This window comes from Nocardia sp. NPDC056541, assembly GCF_042794235.1.
Taxonomy (GTDB): Bacteria; Actinomycetota; Actinomycetes; order Mycobacteriales; family Mycobacteriaceae; genus Nocardia.
In genome coordinates this window covers 84685-106013 of the sequence record NZ_JBHTUD010000005.1, presented here as the reverse complement: position 1 = coordinate 106013, position 21329 = coordinate 84685, and the positions used below count along the sequence as shown (strand labels likewise).

The 21329-nt window shown below is 66.9% G+C and carries 17 protein-coding genes; 10 read left to right on the top strand and 7 right to left on the bottom strand.

From position 1 onward, the window contains the following. Positions 1-49: 49 nt before the first annotated feature. Positions 50-1108: an AraC family transcriptional regulator gene (locus ACFQ9R_RS10400; RefSeq protein ID WP_378990143.1), complete on the bottom strand. Its 1059-nt coding sequence runs from the start codon at positions 1106-1108 to the stop codon at positions 50-52. A gap of 111 nt (positions 1109-1219) precedes the next feature. On the opposite strand from ACFQ9R_RS10400, the gene ACFQ9R_RS10395 reads away from it, so the two are divergent. The 5 genes from ACFQ9R_RS10395 (at position 1220) to ACFQ9R_RS10375 (ending at position 7860) form a co-directional block, all read left to right on the top strand. After that, the gene (locus ACFQ9R_RS10395; protein ID WP_378990141.1) at positions 1220-2704 is read left to right on the top strand and encodes a flavin-containing monooxygenase; all 1485 of its coding nucleotides are present in this window, start codon (positions 1220-1222) and stop codon (positions 2702-2704) included. Positions 2705-2738: 34 nt separating this feature from the next. Further along, positions 2739-4391, top strand: coding sequence for an acyl-CoA synthetase (locus tag ACFQ9R_RS10390; RefSeq protein ID WP_378990139.1), 1653 nt, complete (start codon positions 2739-2741; stop codon positions 4389-4391). Positions 4392-4396: 5 nt separating this feature from the next. Beyond that, the gene (locus ACFQ9R_RS10385; protein ID WP_378990138.1) at positions 4397-6067 is read left to right on the top strand and encodes a GMC oxidoreductase; all 1671 of its coding nucleotides are present in this window, start codon (positions 4397-4399) and stop codon (positions 6065-6067) included. A 180-nt stretch (positions 6068-6247) separates the two neighbouring features. Further along, positions 6248-7114 (top strand): oxygenase MpaB family protein, encoded by an 867-nt coding sequence (locus ACFQ9R_RS10380; protein ID WP_378990135.1) that lies wholly within the window; start codon positions 6248-6250, stop codon positions 7112-7114. 71 nt (positions 7115-7185) lie between these two features. Further along, positions 7186-7860 (top strand): TetR/AcrR family transcriptional regulator, encoded by a 675-nt coding sequence (locus tag ACFQ9R_RS10375; RefSeq protein WP_378990134.1) that lies wholly within the window; start codon positions 7186-7188, stop codon positions 7858-7860. Positions 7861-7944: 84 nt separating this feature from the next. Here the strand turns inward: ACFQ9R_RS10375 and ACFQ9R_RS10370 are convergent, their stop codons facing one another. The 4 genes from ACFQ9R_RS10370 to ACFQ9R_RS10355 all read right to left on the bottom strand — a co-directional run bounded on the left by ACFQ9R_RS10370 (position 7945) and on the right by ACFQ9R_RS10355 (position 14103). Next, the gene (locus ACFQ9R_RS10370; protein WP_378990133.1) at positions 7945-9474 is read right to left on the bottom strand and encodes an aldehyde dehydrogenase family protein; all 1530 of its coding nucleotides are present in this window, start codon (positions 9472-9474) and stop codon (positions 7945-7947) included. Between the two features lie 262 nt (positions 9475-9736). Further along, positions 9737-10537, bottom strand: coding sequence for an oxygenase MpaB family protein (locus tag ACFQ9R_RS10365; protein ID WP_378990132.1), 801 nt, complete (start codon positions 10535-10537; stop codon positions 9737-9739). 361 nt (positions 10538-10898) lie between these two features. Next, complete coding sequence (locus ACFQ9R_RS10360; protein WP_378990131.1) at positions 10899-12689, bottom strand: FAD-dependent oxidoreductase; 1791 nt, start codon at positions 12687-12689, stop codon at positions 10899-10901. Continuing rightward, the gene (locus ACFQ9R_RS10355; RefSeq protein ID WP_378990130.1) at positions 12682-14103 is read right to left on the bottom strand and encodes an NAD(P)/FAD-dependent oxidoreductase; all 1422 of its coding nucleotides are present in this window, start codon (positions 14101-14103) and stop codon (positions 12682-12684) included. The genes ACFQ9R_RS10360 and ACFQ9R_RS10355 overlap by 8 nt, the downstream gene beginning before the upstream one ends. Positions 14104-14307: 204 nt before the next feature. On the opposite strand from ACFQ9R_RS10355, the gene ACFQ9R_RS10350 reads away from it, so the two are divergent. After that, the gene (locus ACFQ9R_RS10350) at positions 14308-14946 is read left to right on the top strand and encodes a TetR/AcrR family transcriptional regulator (RefSeq protein ID WP_378990129.1); all 639 of its coding nucleotides are present in this window, start codon (positions 14308-14310) and stop codon (positions 14944-14946) included. Here ACFQ9R_RS10350 and ACFQ9R_RS10345 read toward each other — a convergent pair. Further along, complete coding sequence (locus tag ACFQ9R_RS10345; protein ID WP_378990127.1) at positions 14943-16142, bottom strand: AI-2E family transporter; 1200 nt, start codon at positions 16140-16142, stop codon at positions 14943-14945. The genes ACFQ9R_RS10350 and ACFQ9R_RS10345 overlap by 4 nt on opposite strands. A 133-nt stretch (positions 16143-16275) precedes the next feature. Here ACFQ9R_RS10345 and ACFQ9R_RS10340 point away from each other — a divergent pair, with 133 nt between their 5' ends. From ACFQ9R_RS10340 to ACFQ9R_RS10330, 3 genes are all read left to right on the top strand, one after another. Next, positions 16276-16914, top strand: coding sequence for a helix-turn-helix domain-containing protein (locus tag ACFQ9R_RS10340; protein WP_378990126.1), 639 nt, complete (start codon positions 16276-16278; stop codon positions 16912-16914). Then, entirely contained in the window at positions 16911-18503 is a 1593-nt protein-coding gene (locus tag ACFQ9R_RS10335; RefSeq protein WP_378990125.1) for an MDR family MFS transporter, read from the top strand. Before ACFQ9R_RS10340 ends, ACFQ9R_RS10335 begins: the two co-directional genes overlap by 4 nt. 130 nt (positions 18504-18633) lie before the next feature. Next, positions 18634-18966, top strand: a complete 333-nt coding sequence (locus tag ACFQ9R_RS10330) for a hypothetical protein (RefSeq protein WP_378990123.1) — start codon at positions 18634-18636, stop codon at positions 18964-18966. Positions 18967-19024: 58 nt separating this feature from the next. On the opposite strand, the gene ACFQ9R_RS10325 is transcribed toward ACFQ9R_RS10330, so the two are convergent. Next, a complete protein-coding gene (locus ACFQ9R_RS10325; protein WP_378990122.1) occupies positions 19025-19747 on the bottom strand; it encodes a helix-turn-helix domain-containing protein in 723 nt (240 codons plus the stop codon). A 119-nt stretch (positions 19748-19866) separates the two neighbouring features. Between ACFQ9R_RS10325 and ACFQ9R_RS10320 the strand changes: the two genes are divergently transcribed. After that, entirely contained in the window at positions 19867-21300 is a 1434-nt protein-coding gene (locus ACFQ9R_RS10320) for an MFS transporter (RefSeq protein WP_378990120.1), read from the top strand. Positions 21301-21329: the final 29 nt, after the last annotated feature.

Genomic DNA, 21329 nt, shown 5'->3' with positions numbered 1-21329 from the left:
ATTGGCACGGCGTCAATAGGGAATGCTCGGCGGTCGGTGGTCGCCGTGATCAGCGGCGACCCCGGGTGCGCCGGTAGGCGGCCGGAGTGGTGGCCGTCCAGCGCTTGAAGGCGCGGATGAAGGGGGCCGCCTCGGTGTAGCCGAGCCGCACGGCGATCTCCTCGACCGAGAGTGCGGTGGCGGTCAGCATGTCCTCGGCCAGACCGCGCCGCGCCTCGTCGAGCAGGACGCGGTAGCTGGTGCCGTCGGTGGCGAGATGCCGTCGTAGCGTGCGGCCGGTGGTGCCGAGGTCGTGGGCGACCGCGTCCAGCGACGGCGGAATCGCGATTCCCGCGGTACCGGTGCCTGCCAGCAGATGGTCGCGAACCTCGGCTGCTATCCCGGTGCGGGTGGTCCGGCGGTCGATCAGTTCACGGCATTGCGCCAGGCACAGCGCCAGCGTTGCCTGATTCGCCTGCGGCAGTGGCTGATTCAGGGTTTCGGCGGTGATCGTGATACTGGTTTCGGCCTGCCCGTATCGGGGGTCCACGCCCAGGATCGCGGCGATGTCGTCGCCATAGCCGGGTTCCGGGAACGCGAACCGCGCCTGGTGGATATCCACCGGTCGGCCGAGCAGGTCGTCGAGCACCCGATGCATCGCGAAGGTGTCGCGTTCGACGAGGAACTGCTGGACGTCATCCGGGATCCGATCGTGTCGGATCCGGGCAACCATCTGCTGGTCGTGGAGCTCCACGACCGGTGTGCAGAACGCGAAGCTCAACTGGAAGTAGCTCAGCGCCAAGGAGATCGCCTCGCCGAGGGTGGGGCTGGTGATCCAGGCGTAGCCGTAGATACCGAAGGCGCTGATGCGGTAACTGCGCCCCACCTCGATGCCGAGCGCTGGCCGGGTTCCGAGTTCGCGCAGCAGATTGCGAACCACCAGCAATTCCGTGCGGGCATCGATCTGGCGGTCGGCGGAGTCGAGGTCGGCGACGGACAGACCCGTACCGGCGAGGATCGACGTGGCGTCGGCTCCGTGTTCGACGGCGAACCGGTGCATCACGGCGACGCTGGCAACACCCCGGGGGAAGTCCCACGTGTCCACTGCTGGTTCCTGTCGCGCGCGCATGCCTTCCATTATGGCCTGAAATGTCAATTTTCTGTCCGCGGGCATCCTCGTTCTCGCGTCCGCGGCGACCTACCGTTGACCGCAGAGATCACTGACACGAGGAGCTGGGCTATGCGCACTCGGACAATGCCGTCCGCTGTCATCATCGGCACCGGGTTCGGCGGCCTCGGCATGGCGATGGAACTGCTGCGCCACGGCTTCGACGACCTCGTCATCCTGGAGCGGGCGTCGGATGTGGGTGGGGTGTGGCGGGAGAACACCTACCCGGGCGCCGGGTGCGATATTCCCTCCCCGCTCTACTCGTACTCGTATGCGCCGAAATCCGATTGGCCCAAGCGGTTCTCGGGACAGCCCGATATCCACGCGTATCTGCGGGATGTGGCGCGCGACAACGGCCTGCGCGAGCGGATCCGGTTCGGGTCCGAGGTGACCGAAGCCGAATTCGACGATGCGAGCGGGAAATGGACGGTGCGCACCGCCGACGGCTACGAGGCAACCACCGACGTGCTGATTTCCGCGGTCGGTCAGCTCTCGCGGCCCGCGCTGCCCACCATCGCCGGGATCAGTTCGTTCGCCGGACCCGCCTTCCACTCCGCGGAGTGGGACCACAGCGTCGACCTGACGGACAAGCGGGTCGCCGTTGTCGGCACCGGTGCCAGCGCGATCCAGTTCGTGCCCGCGATCCAGCCGCAGGTGGGGGCCCTGACACTGTTCCAGCGCTCGGCGGCGTGGGTGCTGCCCAAGCCCGATGTCGAGTACAAGGCGTGGCATCACCGGATGTTCGCGACGGTGCCGCCGGTTCGCCTCGCCGAGCGATTCGCGGTCTGGGCCCTGTGCGAGTTTCTGTCACTGGGCATCGCTGATGTCACCGCGATCAGGGGCCTGGTCACCAGGATCGCCGTGAACCATCTGCGCACGCAGGTCAGCGACCCGCAACTGCGCGCGAAACTGACGCCCGACTACCCGGCCGGCTGCAAACGTGGGCTGTTCTCCAACAACTACTATCCGGCACTCACCCAGCCGAACGTGCGGGTGGAGACGACCGAGATCGCCGAAGTCGTGCCGACCGGGGTGAAAACCGCCGACGGCGTGCTGCACGAAGTCGACGTGATCATCTACGGAACCGGGTTCAAGGGCACCGAATTCCTGTGGCCGGTGGCGATTCGCGGCGCGAACGGGCGCAAGCTCGAGGACGAGTGGCAGGGCGGTGCCCGCGCCTACCACGGCATCACGGTGCCCGGCTTCCCGAACATGTTCATGGTGTACGGGCCCAACACGAACCTGGGCGTCGGCTCGATCGTCTACATGATCGAATCGCAGGCTCGCTACATCCGCCAGGCGCTCGAGGAACTGTCCCGCCACCCGGCGCACACCCTCGATGTCCGGCGTGCGGTGGCCGAGGAATACGACGTGAAGCTGCAAGCCCGGCTCGCCCGTACGCCGTGGGGTCTGTGCTCGAGCTGGTATCGCAACGCCGCGGGCCGGATCACCAACAACTGGCCGGGCGCGGTCCTGAGTTATCGACTACAGACCCGAGCCCTGCGCCCCGAGCACTATCACCTGACCACCAACACGACAACGCCTGCGGGCCAGTGATATTCGCGGACCGGAATTCGAAAGAGGCTCATCGATGAAGCTGACCAACGGCACCGCGGCCGAGGTATGCGAGAAGGTGCGGGCGGTGCGCCGGTTGCACCAGACCGGCCTGATCGACCTGTGGCGACCGCGCCGGATCAAGCGCATGATCGCGCTCAACAACTCCTACGGCCCACAAGCGGCGATGATCAGCGCCGGTGCGGCCGATCGGCCCGACGAACCCGCGCTGGCCGACGAGCGCGGCGTGCTGACCTACCGCGAGCTCGACGAACAGTCCAACGCCTTGGCCCACGGTCTGCTCGGGCAGGGCCTGCGCGGCGGCGAGGTGGTCGGCGTGCTGGCCCGCGACCATCGTGGCCTGGTGCTGGCGATGGTGGCGGCAGGCAAGGCAGGGTTGCGGCTGGCCATGCTGAACACCAGTTTCGCCAAGCCGCAACTCACCGAAGTCGCTGTGCGGGAACAGGTTCGCGCGATTCTGTTCGACAGTGAATTCGCCGGGCTCATCGATGCCCTGCCCGAGACGATGCCCCGGATCCTCACCTGGGTCGACGCGGAACACACGCCGCTGCCGAGCACGGTGACCATCGACATGCTGGTGTCGGCGAACAGTAGTGCCCCGCTGCCCCCGCCGGACCGGCCCGCGGGCTTCATCATCCTCACCAGCGGCACCACCGGTCTGCCCAAGGGTGCGCCGCGCACCAAGGTCTCTCCGTTCGCCACCGCCCTGGTCGTCGACCGGGTGCCGTTCCCTCGCGGTGGGGTCGTCATGATCGCGACTCCGGTTTTCCACACCACCGGGATGGGGACCTGGACGATAGCCAGCGCGCTCGGTGCCGAGATCGTGCTGCGGCGCCGCTTCGACGCGCAGGCAACCTTGGCCGCGATCGAGCGGCATTCGGTCGAGATGCTGGTCGCGGTGCCGACCCAGTTGAACCGCATCCTCGCGCTCGGTCCCGACGTCATCGCCGAGTACGACACCTCGACGCTGCGCACGGTTTTCGTCGGCGGCGCACCGCTGCCCCCCGACCTGGCGATCCGATGGCAGGATGCGTTCGGTGACGTGCTCTACAACGGGTACGGCTCCACCGAGGTCGCGATCACCGCTGTCGCCCAGCCGCACGAATTGCGTCGTGCGCCGGGCACCGTCGGGCGGGCACCGGTCACCGCGCGCATCGCGCTCTACGACAGCGACGATCGCCGAATCACCGCGGCGAACGTCTCGGGGCGAATCTTCGCCCGCACCGTCGCCCCGTTCGAGGGGTACACCGACGGGAAGACCAAACAGATCATCGACGGGTACATGTCGACCGGGGACATGGGCCACTTCGACGCTGATGGGCTGCTGTTCATCGACGGCCGCGACGACGACATGGTCGTCTGCGGTGGCGAGAACGTCTATCCGCTGGAGGTGGAGAATCTGCTGGCGGGTCGCGCCGATATCGCCGATGTCGCGGTGATCGGTGTCGACGACGCGGACTTCGGACAGCGGCTGCGCGCCTTCGTCGTCGCCGCCACGGACGACAAGCCCGACGCGCAGGAGATCAAGAACTATGTCAAGGACAACCTCGCCAGGTACAAGGTGCCCCGTGACGTGGTGTTCCTCGACGAGATGCCCCGCAATCCCACCGGCAAGATCGTGCGCAGGGCGCTGACCGAGTACGTCGTCGACGGACACGGGGGGCGGTGAGCGTCATGACCGAATACGACTACGACGTGATTGTGATCGGTTCCGGCTTCGGCGGCAGCGTCACCGCGCTGCGGCTGACCGAGAAGGGCTACCGCGTCGGTGTTCTCGAATCCGGGCGGCGATGGAATCCCGAGGATTTCCCGAAGTCCAACTGGAATATCCGCAAGTCGCTGTGGATGCCCCGACTCGGCTTGACCGGGCCGCAGCGGATCAGCGTTCTCGGCAAGTGCGCGGTGTTCAGCGGGTCGGGTGTCGGTGGTGGGTCGGTGATCTACGGCAACACCCTGTACGAGCCGCTGCCCGCGTTCTACGAAGACCGTGCGTGGTCGCACATCACGGACTGGAAATCGGAGCTGGCGCCGTATTACGACCAGGCCAAGCGGATGCTCGGCGTGCAAACCAATCCGCGCGTCGGGCCCAAAGATGAAGTGCTGCTGAAGATTGCCGAGGGCCGCGGGGTTGCCGACACGTTCCATCGCACGAATGTCGGGGTCTTCTTCAACGAGGGTGCGGAGGGCGCGGAGGTGCCCGATCCGTACTTCGGTGGTGCCGGGCCGACGCGCGCGGGCTGCATTCATTGCTCCGAATGCCTGACCGGCTGCACACACAATGCCAAGAACACCACCACGGTGAACTATCTGTACCTGGCCGAACGCAACGGTGCCGAAGTGCACCCGCTCACCACGGTCACCTCGGTGCGGCCGGACGGCAACGGCGGCTACCTCGTGGAGACCATGCGGTCGGGCGGTATCGTCCGCCGGAACCGGCGCCGGTTCACGGCGCGCCAGGTCGTCTTCGCCGCGGCTGCGTTGGGTACCCAGAAGTTGCTGCACCGCATGCGAAACGATGGTGTGCTGCCCGGGTTGTCGCCTCGGCTCGGGGAGCTGACCAGAAGCAATTCCGAGGCGGTGGTCGCGGTATGCAGTCGTAGCCGGTACGACCTGTCCCAGGGTGTGGCGATCACCTCCTCGATTCATCCCGAGCCGCACACCCATATCGAGGTGTGCTCGTACGGCAAAGGACAGAACGCGCTGTTCACCCAGGGCCTGCCGATGGTCGACGGCGGCGCGTTCCGGATGCTGCGGCTACTGCTCATGGTGGCGGCGCATCCGCTCGAGTTCATCCGGTTGAAGAATGTCCACCGTGCTGCCGAGCGCTCGGTCGTGCTGCTCGTGATGCAATCGCTCGACAACTCGCTGACCTCCTTCTTGAAAGGCCGGCGTCTGGTCACCAGACAGGGGTCGGGGGAGCCGAATCCCGAGTGGATCCCGATCGCGCACGAGATCGCTCGGGAGTACGCCGCCGAAATCGATGGTGACGCGGGAAATCTGGTCACCGACCTGCTGGGTATTCCGGCCACCGCGCACTACATCGGCGGCGCGACCATCGGTGACTCCGCCGACACCGGCGTGGTCGACCCCTGGCAGCGGGTCTACGGATATCCAGGCCTGCACATCGCCGACGGCAGTGCGGTCACGGCCAATCTCGGGGTGAACCCGTCGTTGACCATCACCGCGCAAGCAGAGCGCGCGATGGCGTTCTGGCCCAACAAGGGTGATGCCGACCCCCGTCCCGTGCTGGGTTCTGCCTACGTCCGCCTCGCACCGATCCTGCCCAAGCGGCCCGCTGTTCCCGCCACCGCGCCCGCGGCACTGCGCTACTCGGTTCAGGGTTGACCGCACCATCGTCGAACCACCACGACGCCCCGCAGCGCTTCGGCGCTGCGGGGCGTCGGTGCGTAGCGGCACTGACCGAAAGCCCCCACTGAGTCGATTAGTCGAATATCATCTCACTGTATCATTGCCTTAGTGGCTCTCAGAAGAAGGAGGCGCAGGACTATGCGTCAAGTGTCAACGGTGACCGATCCTGTGACGGCGAGCGATGTCGACGGAGTCCTGCGGTGTCGATACGGCACCGTCGAGGACTTCGACATCGAGCGATTCCTCGACGGGATCGGCGCCTTCGCCGGGGCGGGCGCGAATGTGATCGTGCAGCTCGCGAACCGGCCGGTGGGCTACGGCGTCGTCGAGAGCACCGTCGACTCCGGCCGCGCCGACGTCCATCCGTGGAAGCGGTTGCGCACCACGCTGACCTACATCGCGGTGGCGATGCTCGGTACCGAGCAGGACCGGGACGAGTATCGACAGGCCGTGGGTAGCGTCCATCGACGCGTTCGTTCCGCGCCCGGCGCCGAGGTGAAGTACAACGCGTTCGACCCCGAACTGCAGAAGTGGGTCGCGGTCTGCCTGTGCTGGGGAGTCATGGATACCCACGAACGCCTCTACGGGCCACTGGACAGGGCCACCAAAGAGGTCTTCGTGCAGTACGGGGCCAGATTCGGCACCGGGTTGCAGATGAGGCCCGACATGTGGTTTGCAGACCTGGCGGCTTTCGACAGCTACTTCGAATCGGGGCTGGCGAACATGCAGATCGACGACCTGGTCGCCGAATATCTGCGCAAGCTGGTCGGATTGCGCAATGTTCCGAGGCCGCGTCGGCTTGCCGACTTTCATCGTTTCGCCGTCACCGGACTGCTGCCCGAAACCATGCGCGCACAGCTCTACCTTCCGTGGACCGACGAACAGGAGCGGCGGCATCGGCTGATGTTCCGTGCCATCGGGGCCGTCTACGGACGGCTACCCGTCCGTGCGCGGATCGTGCCGTACTCGACGATGCTGCGGGACATGCGGCGGCGTCAGCGGCTCGGCCGCCCCCTGGTCTGACAGAGTCGAGGTTGCGGGCTACCGGCAGACCACATTATGTTCGGGCTCTTGTCAGCTGAGGGGAATGGGATATGGCCGAGTCGATCAGGTTGCTGGCACGTATTCGCGGACACGGCGGTGTCGAGCGCGATAACGCCGACGTCCTGAACGGCGCCTTGGCCGCGTTTCTGGACTTCGGGATCAAGCGCACCAGCATGGCTGAAGTAGCCCGCCGTGGCGGTCTGTCCCTGGCGACGCTGTATCGCCGGTTCGGTGGGAAGACCGACGTGGTCCAGGCGGTGGGGCTCTGGCAGGTGCGCCACCTGCTGGAGCAGGCCGACGCCTCGATGCGCCGGCAGGCCGACGAGGGCGCCAGCGCCGAAGACCAGATCGTCGAACTGTTCGTTGCCTTCGCCCTCGGCTTGCGGAACAACCCGTTGCTCGACCGCCTCCTCGCCACCGACGCCGCCACCGTCCTGCCCTACCTCACCACCGGTGGAGCGCCGGTGATCGAGCTCGGTCGTGACTTCCTGGCCGAGTTCATCACCCGCTTGCAGGAGGCGGGCAAGCTCCCCGCCTACGACCCGCTCCCCGTTGCCGAGTTGGTGGCGCGTACCGCGCTCTCGCTGGTGCTGACCAGGCCGACGGTCATCCCGCTCGACGACGAAGCGGCGGCGCGCCGATTCGCCCGCGATCACATCGCACCCGGGTTCCGTCCGCTGGACGTGCGCACGGTGACCCAGGAGACCGGCGCCGCGCCTCGCTGATTCCCTGGCGTGGGGCAGCGACCACCGCGTGCCGCGGACAGATGAGTCACCGGCTCGGTGAGACATCCGTCCGCGGCCCGACCCCTACCTGCCGAAGCGGCGCCGACCGCGAGCGCCGGTCGCGCGCATCGCGTTCCGCATGAAGCCGAAGTTCTTGAGGCTGTACGGGTACCAGACGAGTTCGGACTTCTGGGTCGGCAGCGCCGGAGCCGTGATCGCCTGCTTGCGGCAGTACTTGCGCACGCCGTCGGCACCGCCGAATCGGTACCCGGTGCCGGACTGGCCCCAACCACCGTGGGGGAGCGCGAAATTGAACAGATTGATGGTGGCGTCGTTGATGTTCACCGCACCGACGGCCAGTCGCCGCGCGATTGCCTGCCCGCGGGACTTGTTGCCCGTCCACACCGAGGCCGACAGTCCGTACTCGGAGTCGTTGGCGAGCCGGATCGCCTCGTTCGCATCGGCGACCTTGATGACCGGGATCGTCGGGCCGAACGTTTCCTCGGTGATGCACGACATCGAGTGATCGACGTCGACCAGCACCGTCGGTTCGAAGAAGTTTCCCTCGCCTGTCGCCTTGCCGCCGGTGAGCGCTCGCGCGCCTTGGGCCAGCGCGTCATCGACGTGGCGGGTGACGATGTCGAGCTGGGCCTGGTTGGCGAGGGGACCGACGTCGATGTTTCCGCTGCGGTCGTCGCGGCCGAGCCGCAGCGTCTTGACGTGGGCCACCAGTTTGTTCACGAACTCGTCGTACACCGCGGCCTCGACGTACACCCGCTCCACCGACACGCACAGCTGTCCGGCGTTGGTCAGTGCGCCGAAGGCGATGCCGTTGGCCGCGCGGTCGAGGTCGGCGTCGGCCAGCACGATCGCCGGGTCCTTGCCGCCCATCTCGAGGCTGTAGGGCAGCGTGCGTTCCGCGCAGGCGACCGCGATGCGGCGACCGGTGTTGCCGGAGCCGGTGAACTGGATGAAATCAGCGTTGCCGACCACCGCGGCGCCGGTGGCGCCGGATCCGGAGACCACCGTGAACACCGGCGGCGCACCGATCTCGGCCCAGCCGCGCGCGAGGGCGAGCGGCGTCAGCGGGGTCACCTCCGAGGGCTTGAGCAGCACCGCGGCGCCCGCGGCGAGCGCCGGGACGAGGTCGGAGGCAGGCATGGCGAGAGGGAAGTTCCACGGCGTGATGATGCCGACCACCGGATACGGCGTGTACGTGGTGGTCAGCTTCTTGACCCGCATCAACGGGGTGTGGGGGCTCACGGCGGTATCGGCGAGAAACTTCGCGGCGTTTCGCGCGTAGTAGCCCAGCAGGTCGACGGTGAACGCGACCTCGACCTCGGCCTCCACCCGAGGCTTTCCTGACTCGTCTTGAATCGAGTCCGCCAGCTCGTCGCTGTGGTCGAGCACCCAATCCTGCAGCTTGAGCAGCCACTGCTTGCGCCCGGCCGCGCTGATCGAAGCCCACCGCGGCTGTGCTGTGCGCAGCGCGGCCGCGGCTGCGGCGACCTCCTCCGGGGTCGACACGGCGACGGTGCCGACCAGTTCTCCGGACGCTGGGTTGCGAACAGCCAGTTCAGCGGCGTCGACGGTGGGTGTGGCGGAATCAGACACATTTTCTCCTGGATAGCCGTATCGGACTACCAACCACCTTAGACAGAGTGAGATGTTTTGTATATCACTCTGTCATTTCGATGACCGGCTCAGATCTTCGGGTCGAAACGGATCCGCCATGTTCATCCGCTATTTGCCCCTGCTTGCAAATATCAGAACAGGTGGAAGCCGTGTTTGACCGCTATATGTTACCGAGGATTCTCTCACTGGTGAAGAGGAAAGGGAATCAAAATGGTGATCAGGAAAGCTGGATCGGATCCGACTACAGCTCCCGGCCCGCACGATGGACGAGACCTGCGCGCCTGTCGGCGCGCGCGGAAGGAACGTAGCGAATCCTGCGCGGTGCTACCGTCGCCGCCATCCGCAGGCCGGTGGCGTAGGAGCGGAACGCGGCCCGATCTCCCGGTCTGGACCGGACGTCGAGCAGTTCCTTGGTGCGAGGGTGGAGCAACTCGCGGACGGCGGCGGATGGCAGGAGTCGCGGGACCCAGCTGGTCGGACGCACGATCTCGGGTGCGAGCGTGCGACCGGCTGGGGTGAGGCGTAACTGCTGTGCGCACACCCGTTCGAAATAGTCGCCGAAACCCGCCCAGTCCTGCGGCATGGCCCGCGCCGACACGCCGAATCGCAGATACCACTCGCAGCATTCCTCGTACAGCCGTTCATGGTCGCGATCCGACATCGGCGCGATGAAGGTGTTGATCGCGACCACCAGCGTCTCCACATAGGTCGCGTGCTGAAAGTGGAACAGGTCCGGATTCAGTGCGTGGAAGCGCGCGCCACGGTCGTCGGTTCCGCCGATGTGCCCATGAATGTTGACCATGCGGTGCTGCTGGTCCCGATCGTGATAGGCCATGTGAACCGTCTGCGACACGGTTCGCGCTTTGTGGTACCACAGCCGCATCGCCATGTGTTCGTCGAGAGCTGTCGCGATGGCCGGGTGCAGAATCTGTAGCCCCACCGCGCGCGGCAGGGCGAGCAGAAATCGTCGATCGCCGACGTATCGGCGAAGCAGCGAGGTCCCTTTGTGTGGTGCGGTGGGCACGGGAGACGGTGTGGTCATGGTCGGCTCCGTTCGAAGGCTGGCAGCTGTCAGAGGCTGTCGAGGGGTGGAGATCGCCATGAATGCGCAGCTGAGCGGCGGGACCGGCATATGGCTCGCCTGCCTCGCGTGGGCGTGATGATCGTGCTGCCAGAGGGTGGCGTAGCGCATCGCGAACGGGGAGCGAAACTCGCGGTGTCGGTCTCCGTGGCCGGGCGACGGCGCAGCCGCTGGAATCCCGCGACGAGGTAGCTCGCCGGCAGACAGCAGGGCATCGTTACCTCATCCGATTCTGGGCGGGCCGCCTCGAATAATTATGGTGCACGCTGACACCACAATGATGTGGTGTCAGCGTGCACCAGAAACTGCGGATGGTCAAGGGTCAGCCGTCGAGCAGGTGAGGTAAGCCGGCGCGAAAGCGGTCCGCGTCGATGGCTTTGGCGGCAGCGAAAGCGGGGAGGGAGACCAGCGGGAAGATCTGGGCGCGCGGACTCGGATCGTCGGCGGCGTCGAGGATGGCGTTGGCCGCCGCGCGACCGGATTCGTTGGCGCCCTCCATGGTGGCCAGGTCGATGTGGTGGCGGACATGATCACCGCCGAAATAGAGGTTGGGAATCGCGCAGTGTGCGTCGGGACGATTGTCGTAGGAGCCGACTGTGTTGACCAGCAGCGGGGTTTCGTTGTGGATGGTGGTTCCCGACCAGGTGATGCCGGGGTCCAGATGCCAGGAGTGGATGTCTTCGTCGCGTAGCCAGTCGGTGCCGGTGTTGAGCCAGGCTTTGAGCTGCGCCCAGGTCTCGATGGCGATTTCGGCGGCGGTGCATTCCTTGGCGGTGCGGCCGAAGTGGATTCCGGGTGTGTCCCAGTCGGAGATGTCGACCGACAGGCATTCCAGCACCGAGCCGTCGCCGTAGGTGGCAGGGAAGTCGCCCACCCACATGGGGGCTTGGCGCAGCGCGGTGAGGGCCCAGGGGGAGCCCAACGCGGCGATGTGTCCCTCGGGGATGTCGGTGGGGCGGCGCAGGTAGTACTGGATGCCGACCATCCAGTCGGTGACCAGGTTTCGCATCCCGCCCAGGCGCGGATCGGCCTCGATGATCGTGTCGTCGAGGAGGTCGACCGCGCGGTCGACCGGCATGGCGCACAGATAGTGGTCGGCTGTCACTGTCGTGGTCCCACCTGTTCCGCTGATCGTCGCGGCGGCGATGCGACCGCCGGCCATCCGCAATGCGGCCAGGCCCTGCCCCATGACGAAGCGGACGCCGAGCGTGCGCAGGTAGTCGACCCACGGATCGATCCAGGCGACGTTGGTCGGGCGGTTGAGGATTCGGTCGACGCCACCGGAGAACTGCGCAACCGTGCCGGACGCGGCCAGGACCAGCGCCTCGCCGATCGTGCCGATGGTTCGTGCGGAGCTGGTCTGCGGCTTCGCGGCGACGGTGATCCGGGTGAGCGCGTTCACCAGGTACTTCCGGTACGCGGGCGACTTGCCCTCGGCCTGCATGATCTGTTCCCAGGTCACGTATTCCCACTGGCCGAAGCGTCGTTCGGTGCTGGAGGTGAACCACACGAGCATCTGCTTGGCGAAGAACGCCAGCTCGTGTGGTGGTAGGTCGGGGATGAAGCCGAGCGCGCCGATGATGCTGTTCTGCACCAGTTCCGGCGTCAACTGACTCAGTCCACCGAGCTCGACCGGGGCGAAGATCGGCGGCAGGTCCTGGAATCCGGCGACCGTGCCCTCGACCCGCACCAGGTTGTCGAGCACACCGTTCGGGTTGCCGGGGAACGGGATTCGGCTCATCGTGTCGGGGACATGCTGATAGCAGCCGGGGAAGAAGCGGAACCCGTGTTCACCCGGCAGATGCTGACGACCGGGCGACGCGGTTCCCGGCACGCCCATGCTGCGGGCTTTTCCGCCGAGGAACGCGGGCTCGTAGACGGTGATGTCGTAGCCTCGCTCGGCCAGCTCGTGCGCGGCACTGAGCCCGGCCATGCCGCCACCGAATATCGCCACCGACTTGCCGCCGGAGCGCAATAGTGGCGAACGCCGGGCAGTCGTCGCTGCGGCGAAGGCCGGGGGAGTCACGGCTAGTGCGGCTCCGGCGACGAGCCCGGCGCGCAGCGCAGTGCGGCGGGTGATCGGTGCTGACAACGGTGTCGGCTGATCAGGCATGGTGTTCTCCTGGACCTGCGGTGGTGAGGGTGAAAGGCGGGTTCGGTGGTGGGCAGTCATCGGTTGCGTTGCCGCGCAGGGTTGTCCGCGTGGTTCGCCATTCGCTGGTCGAGTCACGGATCTCGCGTGCCACGTCGAAGAGAACGGCGGGCAGATGTGCCCACTGGTGGACCGAGGCGCGGACCGCGAGGCCCAGTGCGCGGGACGGGGTATACAGCTCGGCGGGCCGGTGGGTGCGGGAGAAGATGCCCGCGGTGATCTCCGCCAGTTCCGGGTCGTCGGCGGCGGTGCGGTAGAGCTCGATCTCCAAGGGCCGCAACGTTTCACCACGTGCCAGCCGATTCGTCCAGTGGAAGATCTCGCGGCACTCGACGACGCGGCGGCGCTCCCACTCCGACAGGGCAGTGTCGAGAGCCCGCGGGTCGTGGAGAACCTCGTCGACCGACTCGGCGAGCGTGCGTCCATAGTGCAGGGCGTCGCGGATGCCCTGCGCGGTGACGGGATCTTTGAAGTGTCCGGAGTCGCCGGGCAATGCCCAGCCCGGGCCCGCGGAACGGCGGAAGTACGAGGAAATGCCGGTGGCGGAACGGATCCGGCCCACGCGCTCACACCCGCGCAGTCGGCTGGTCAAATCCGGAATCCGGGCAAGGGCCTCGGCGTAGCGGCGTTCCGCCACACCGGGACCGCGTCCGAGGTCGCTGACCGTGGGCGGCTGCACCAGGCTGAGCACCAGGCCGTCGTCGCACGGGAAGGCGGTGCCGAGGTCGGCACCGACACGCCACTGGGCGGCGATGTGGCGGGGAGCGTCGGCGGCATCGCGCCAGTAGGCGAAATAGCAGTCGCGCCCGCTCGGCACGCTCAGAAAAGGTCGTTCGGCGCCCACCGCGCGGGCGATGGTGCTGCGCCGCCCGTCCGCGCCGACAACGAGCGCGGCGCGGATCTCCCTGGTCTGGCCCGCGGCGTCGAGGTATCGCACACCGGCGCACCGGTTCCCGTCCCAGACCACCGAGGTGACCCGGCAGCGCGGCCGCACCTGCGCGCCCGCGTTCACCGCGGTGCGCACCAGCACGGCGTCGAGTCCGGTGCGGCGCACACACATCGCGTAGTCGATGCCGTCGACCGAGGGAAAGCCAGAACCGACACCGTGGCCCGCGGCCTGTGCGTAGGCCCTGGTCAACCGTGGCGCACCGAGTGCTTCGACGGCGGCCAATGCATCGAGGCGCTGGAGCTCGGCCAGCCCGGCCGGCCAGAGCAGGTGGGTGGACAGGGTGTCCGACGGCAAGATGGCGGCGTCGAGCACGACCACAGCGCGACCCGCCCTCGCGAGTGTCGCCGCGGTAGCCGACCCCGCGCAGCGCGCGCCGACCACGACGACGTCGGTCCTTTCGACTGCGGTGACGGGGGAATCGACCATGAAGACCACCTCGGTCACTGAGTCTCGGACAGTGTGTCCGATTGATGATGAGGCGGGCCGTATTCAGGTGTCAATAGCCAACCGGGACAGGGGGATTGCCGCGGCCCCTACCCCCGCCACCACGGCGGCCCGCGGGTCTACGGGCACAATGGGACGCATGGGCAATGCCAGCGCACCCGGTGCGGCATCGGCGACGGATAGCCGATGCCCTCACTGACCCGTGTCCCGCGATCGGCGCGCAAACCCGCTGACGACCGGCGGGCGGAATTCGAACGACGGGTCCTGACCGCGGTCGAAGACCTGCTGGCCGACGGCACGCCGTTCACCGAGATCGCCGTGCAGAGGATCGCCGCCGCGTCCGGGTCGGCGAGATCTACCTTCTATCGCTACTTTCCGGACAAGAGCAGACTGCTGATCCGAATGGCCGAGTTGGCCACCGCCGATCTGTTCGCCGCGGCCGAGATGTGGTGGAGTGCCGAGCACACCGATCAGCAGGCCGGAGTCGTGCTGGCCATGCGCGCGATGATCGGCGGTTTCCGCGACCATCGCTATCTGCTGCTCGCCCTGACCGAAGTGGGCTCCTACGACCGGGAGGTCGGTGCCTACTGGCGTTCCCGAGTGGCGACCTTCGCCGAACTGGTGCGTGCCCGGCTGGCGGCCGAACAGGCGTCGGGCCGCGTCGGGCCGCAGCTCGATCCCCGAGCCACCGCCCTGATTCTCACCTCGATGGTCGAACGCACGATCTCGGTCGCCTTCGCCGCCGAAACCGGTGTCGGCGAGGAGGAATTGGCCGAATCACTCGGTCGCGCGATCTGGCTCGTCATCTACGGGGACGCGCCCTAGTCGCTGTCCTTCTGCGAGACAGCGTCCTCGGCAGCGGCAGCGGCTGCGGCTGCGTCTGTGGTTGTGTGGGCGGAACGTTTGCGGCGCGGTGTCGTCTGATCGATGCGCGGATCCTCGGTCACCGCATAGTGTTTGACGTACTCGGACAGGAACGCCTGCACTGTCGCGGTGGCCGGAATGGCCAACAGTGCGCCGACCGCGCCGAGCAGCGCGCCACCGGCGAGTACCGACAGCAGGGCGATCGCGGCATTGACGTCGACGGTGCGCGCGGTGATCCGAGGCTGTAGCAGATAGTCCTGGAACCACTGGTAGACAACCGCGAACACGATGATCCATACCGCGTCCATCGGGTCGACGGTCAGCGCCACGAAGACCGGAACGATTGCGGCGATGTAGGTGCCGATGGTCGGGATGAACGCGGAGATCACGCCGAACCAGACCCCGAGCGCGATGGGGTTGGGCAGGTGCAGGATCGACAGGAATACCCCGTGCACGATCGCGGAGACGATCGCCAGCAGCAACCGCGAGAACAGGTAGCCGCCGGTCTTGTCGATGGCGAGGTCCCAGGCGTGCAGGAAGGTCTGCTGGCGGGCCGGCGGCAGGAGCGAGCACACCGTGCGCCGCACCTTCGGGCCGCCCGCGGTGAGGTAGACGCTGAACAGCGCGATGGTCAGGACCTGGGCCAAGCCGCCCAGGACCGTGGTCGACACGCCCCAGGCATTGTCGGCGGCGGTGTGCGCGTAGCTCTCGAGCAGGTCTGATTCGCGCAGCAGCCGTTGGCTCAGGTCGTGCGTTGTGAAGTGCTGTCCGAAGGTGTGATTGACCCAGTCCACGCCCTCGTCGAGCAGTCGTGGCGTCTCATGGACCAGGTTGGTCGCCGTCTCCACGAGCAGGGTCACCAGTGCGGCGAGAAAGGCCAGCACGCAGAGGAAGGTGGCGATGAATACCAGGCCGGTGGCGAGACCACGCGGTACCCCCCGCCGCACCAGCAGCGCGACGGGCGGCTCCATCGCCAGCGAGATGAAGAACGCGACGAACAAGATGATCAGGATGCCGGTCAGCCGGTGGAACGCCCAGTCCGCGAGCAGGAACAATCCGAAGAACACCAGTGCCAGCACCATGGCCCGAGGTAGCCACGTCGGCATTCTGGTTCGCGCGGGCGCCTGCGCAGCGCTGTCCCCGGGGTCGATGTCCACGACTTCCAGTGTCGCCCCGGGGCGGTCCTTTTCCCGGCATCAACGCGGCGTCGACCTGCCCGAAGAGGCGGCCCGCTTCTCGGGCAAATAGTTGCAGTTCCTGAAATATTGCAGTTTGTGCTAATTTATGGGCGTGACTCAGGAGCCGGTCAAACAGGCCGCGGTCGGTCTGCGTGAACAGAAGAAGCAACGGACCCTGCTCGATCTCTGCCTCGCCGCGCGGCGATTGGCGGTCGAGCACGGGCTGGACGCGACGAACGTCGACGACATCGCCAAGGCCGTGGGCGTCTCGCCGCGCACGTTCTTCAACTATTACGAGACCAAGCTGGACGCGGTGGTCGGCCCGATCGGTGAGATCGGTACGCCCGAAGCCAGAAGCGAATTCGTCGCAGGCGGTCCGACCGGTGTGCTCATCGAAGACCTCACCTGGCTGCACGCCGCGGGCTTCCAGCCGGAAAGCGAAGTGCGCGAGGGTATCTCGCTGGTCACGAAACTGGTGATGGCCGAGCCGAGAGTGCTCGCCGCCTTCATCGCCTCCGGCGCCCGGATGGAGGCCGCCATCGCCGAACTCCTCGCGGCCAGGTGCGGGGCCGACGTCGACCCCGGATTCGCCTCGCTCACCGCGGGAATCATGACAACCATCACCACGCGGGCGGCGATGTCGCTGGCCGCGGACCCGAACGGGTCGCTGGCGGCAGCGCTGCACGAGCACTGCGCCATGGCCTCCCGGCTGTTCCGGCCGGACGACAGCACAAGGGAGACGCTCCGATGACCACGACGGCCGACTCGCCGCCCACCCCGATCGTCCTGACGCAGAAGCGGATCTGGCTGATCTTCTCCGCTCTGATCGCGGGCATGTTCCTGGCCAGCCTCGATCAGATGATCGTCGGCACCGCGATGCCGACCATCGTCGGCGAACTGGGCGGTGTCTCGCACATGGCCTGGACCGCCACCTCCTACCTGCTCGCCACCACCATTGTGATGCCGATCTACGGAAAACTCGGCGATATGTTCGGCAGGCGATGGCTGTTCCTGTTCGCGATCACCGTCTTCACCGCCGCGTCGATCGGCGCCGCCGCGTCGACCAGCTTCTGGGAGTTCATCGCGTTCCGCGGTCTGCAAGGTGTGGGTGGCGGCGGTCTGATGATCCTGGCGCAGGCCATCATCGCCGATGTGGTGCCCGCCAAGGACCGCGGCAAGTACATGGCTCCGATGGGTGCTGTCTTCGGCATCACCTCGGTCGCCGGACCGCTGCTCGGCGGACTGTTCGCCGACCATCTCGACTGGCGGTGGTGCTTCTGGATCAATGTGCCGATCGGCATCGCCGCGCTGTTCATCGCCTTCCGCTACCTGAACATCCCCAGCCATCGGCCCAAGTTCCGGCCCGACTACCTCGGCATCGTGCTCATGTCGACCGCGACCACCTTGCTGATCCTGATCACCGACTGGGGCGGCAAGCAGTACGCCTGGGGCTCGACGGTGATGGTGTCGATGATCGCCGCTCTCGTCATCGTGGTCGCGGCCTTCGTGTTCGTCGAGTCGAGGGCCGAGGAGCCGATGCTGCCGCTGTGGCTGTTCCGCAATCGCACCTTCGTGCTCACCTCGCTGATCGGATTCCTCGTCGGCCTGGTGATGTTCGCGGCCATCGGCTTCATCCCGACCTACCTGCAGATGGCCAGCGGTACCTCCGCGTCGGTGTCGGGTCTGCTCCTGATCCCGATGATGATCGGCATGATGCTCACGCTGATCACCTCGATGAACGCGATCACCAAAACCGGTCGCTACCGGGTGTACCCGCCGATCGGCGCCGCGCTGATCGGGATCGACATGCTGTGGCTGACCCGCCTGGACGCCAACACCTCGATGTGGCTGGTCTCGGCCATGCTGTTCGTGATGGGCGCCGGCCTCGGCCTGATCATGCAGATCATCGTGCTCGTGGTGCAGAACGCGGTGGCCCCCGACCAGATCGGCACGGCGACCAGCGCCAACAACTACTTCCGTGAAATGGGTGGCGCGCTGGGCATCGCGATCTTCGGTTCCATCTTCACCGGCAGGCTGACCGAGAACCTCACCGGCGCGTTCCAGGCGAACTGGCAGGAAGCGGCGGCGGCGAAAATCGATCCGAGCGCACTGATTCCCTCGGTGGTCAAGAACCTGCCGGACAACCTGCACGACGCGATCGTCAGCGCCTACGTCGACGCGCTGGTCCCCGGGTTCTGGTACCTGATCCCGGGTGCGGTGCTCGCGTTCGCGCTCGCGTTGTTCATCCCGCATCTGACACTGTCCGACGAAGCGGGAATGGTCGCGCGTGGTGAAGCGGTGATGGCCGAGACCGAGCCGGACCTGGTCAAGGAGAGCTGAGCGGGCCGCCTGCCGATCCGGCCGATGCTGCGGCGAATGTATAAGGCCCGCTATCGATTTCGGTAGGGCGGCCTTATCATTCAGGTCGGACACCGTGCGACGTCGCAGCGCCGATCAGAGGAGCGAGTCAGTGACTACCTATACCGAGCAGTGGTCGGAACTGTTCGGAATGACGCTCGACGACTGGCTGTGCACCGGGACCGTGAACGAGGTGCATCCCGACCTGAGCTGGGATCGGGTGCGCCGGTACGCGGTGGCGGAGATGAACAAACGGCTGGCGGACAGCTGGAGAGCCGGCGTAGACGAGGCGGGGACGATCAGTAGCGCCTCGCTCGCGCTCTTCGACGAGGGGCACATGAAAGCGATCGCGACCGAGGTGCGGGTCGCGACGATCGACAGCGTCGCCTGGATGTCGCAGCTCAGCGTCAGACGTCCGGTGGACGGGTCCACCGGAGGCCGCTGACGGAGTGCGGCAGGGGCTGCCGATCACCTGATGGTAGTGGGCTTCGGGGCTGTTCGGTTCAGCCGTCGAGGTATCGCCGCGGCGATGTGCCGACCGTTCGGCGAAAGGCCGCGAGAAACGCACTGGCGGTGGCGTATCCGACGGTGTGCGCGACGAGGAAGACGGGCCGGCCGTCGGCCAGCAGTGGCAGCGCGGCCTGGATTCTCGCGTGGGTGCGCCAGCGGTCGAAACTCATCCCGGTGTCCTGCACGAACAATCGGGTGAGCGTGCGACGGCTCACGCCGACGGCCCGGGCGTGGGCTTCCAGGCTGCGCGGGTCGGCCGGGTTGTCCAGTAGCGCGTCGGCGACTGTGCGTACTCGTTCGTCGACGGGGTGGGGCACGTCGATCGGCGTCGCGGGCAGCGGCTGCAACAGGTCGAGGACGACCGCCTCGGCGCGGAGCCGCTGATCATCGGCCAGTGTGCTCTGGGCGAGGTGCACGATCAAGTGGGCCAGCAGGCCGTCGACGCGGACCGCGGTGGGTTCGGACCAGTCCAGCGCGCAGCGGTCCGGTTCGAAATAGAGGCTGCACAGCACGGCGTCGCGGCTCGCGCCGGTCTTGTGCGCGACTCCTGCGGGCAGCCATAACGCGCGGGTCGGCGGCACGATCCAATGCGCTTGTCCCACAGCGACTCCGAGCACGCCGCTGCGTGTCCAGGCCAGCTGGTGCTGGGGGTGGTAGTGCTCGTGGGTCCACTGTCCGGCCGCGAGCGGGAAGCTGCCGACCACGATCGCGCCCACGCCCGGGGAGCGGGTTCGAAGGCGGGTTCGGGCACATTCTGAGTCTATGTCCTCAATGCGCTATCAGTTGGCCTGGTGACGTCTAGCAGCCATCTGTCTTCGCTGCCTACCGTCGATGCATGACTTCGATCTCCACGGCGGAATCCGGCTCGGGCGCAGATGTGGCTCGGCGCCGCGCGGTGCTGATCGTGCTCTGCCTGGTCCAGTTCATGTTGAATCTGGACGACAACGTGGTCAGTGTCGCGCTGCCCACCGTGCGCGACGACCTCGGATTCACCACCGCGGGTCTCGCGTGGGTGGTGAACGGCTACATCCTCGCCTTCGGCGGGTTCCTGTTGTTGTTCGGCCGGGTGGCCGATCTCCTGGGTCGGCGCCGGGTGTTCCTCAGCGGCGTAGCCGTTTTCGGCGTGGCGAGCGTGTTGTGCGGGCTCGCGCAGGAACCGTGGCAGTTGGTGGCGGGGCGATTCGTTCAGGGCACAGGTGCGGCGATGGCGAGCCCGGCCGCGCTCGCGCTGCTCACTCTGCTTTATCCGGGTGCGGGCGAACGTGCCAAGGCGATCGGCATCTGGGGCGCGACGGCCGCGGTGGGCGCCACATCCGGGCTGGTGATCTCCGGGGCTCTGACGGGGTTCGCTTCGTGGCGGTGGGTTTTCCTGATCAACGTCCCGGTTGTTGTCGTGGCTTCGGTGCTGCTGCCACGGTGGGTTGCGGAGAGCCGGAGTGGACCACGTACGCGGGTCGATGTCGTGGGAGCGGCCCTCATCACCGGCGCACCGGTGCTACTGGTCTACGGCTTGCTGCGCGCGTCCGAAACCGGTTGGGGCGAACTCGGTTCCACGATGGCGATGATCGCTGCGGTCTTGCTGGCGGTGGTGTTCGTGATCGTGGAGCGGCGCACCGAAGAACCGCTGGTTCCGTTGTCGTTCCTGGCTTTTCGGCCACGAGCGGTGGCCAATGGGGCGACCCTGCTGTTCTCCGCCGCCTTCTACGCGATGGCCTTCCTGCTGATGCTGCACCTCCAGACCGTTCTCGGCTACGGACCTTTCATCGCGGGTCTGGCGTATCTGCCTTTCGGGGCGGGGATTCTGGCCGGGATGTGGGTGTCGTCGCGGGCGGTGAACCGGCTCGGTGAGCGTGCTGGGCTGGTGACCGGACTCCTTGTCAGCGCGGTGGGCCTGGTGCTGATGTCGGGCATCGACGGCCATGACAGCTACGCCTCGGGGGTGCTGCCCGCCCTGCTCGTCACCAGCATCGGCTGCGGGATGAGCCTGCCCGCGTTGGCGGTCACCGCACTCACCGGCACCACCGAGGACAACGCCGGAATCGGCTCCGCCGTCCTCAGCTCGGTCCAGCAACTCGGCGGCGCACTGGGTTTGGCGATCCTGGTGACGCTCGCCACGCGTCGCGGTGACTCCTCGGCCGGCTCGATCGACGCTCGGCAGGCCGCGACCCAAGCGTTCTCCTATGCCCTGACGATCGCCGCCGCGCTGGTCGGGCTCGCTGCGGTGCTGATCGCGACGATGCTGCGCAATCACACTCGAGAAACCGAATAGTTGTATCGTGGTGTGCGAATAGGTACTCC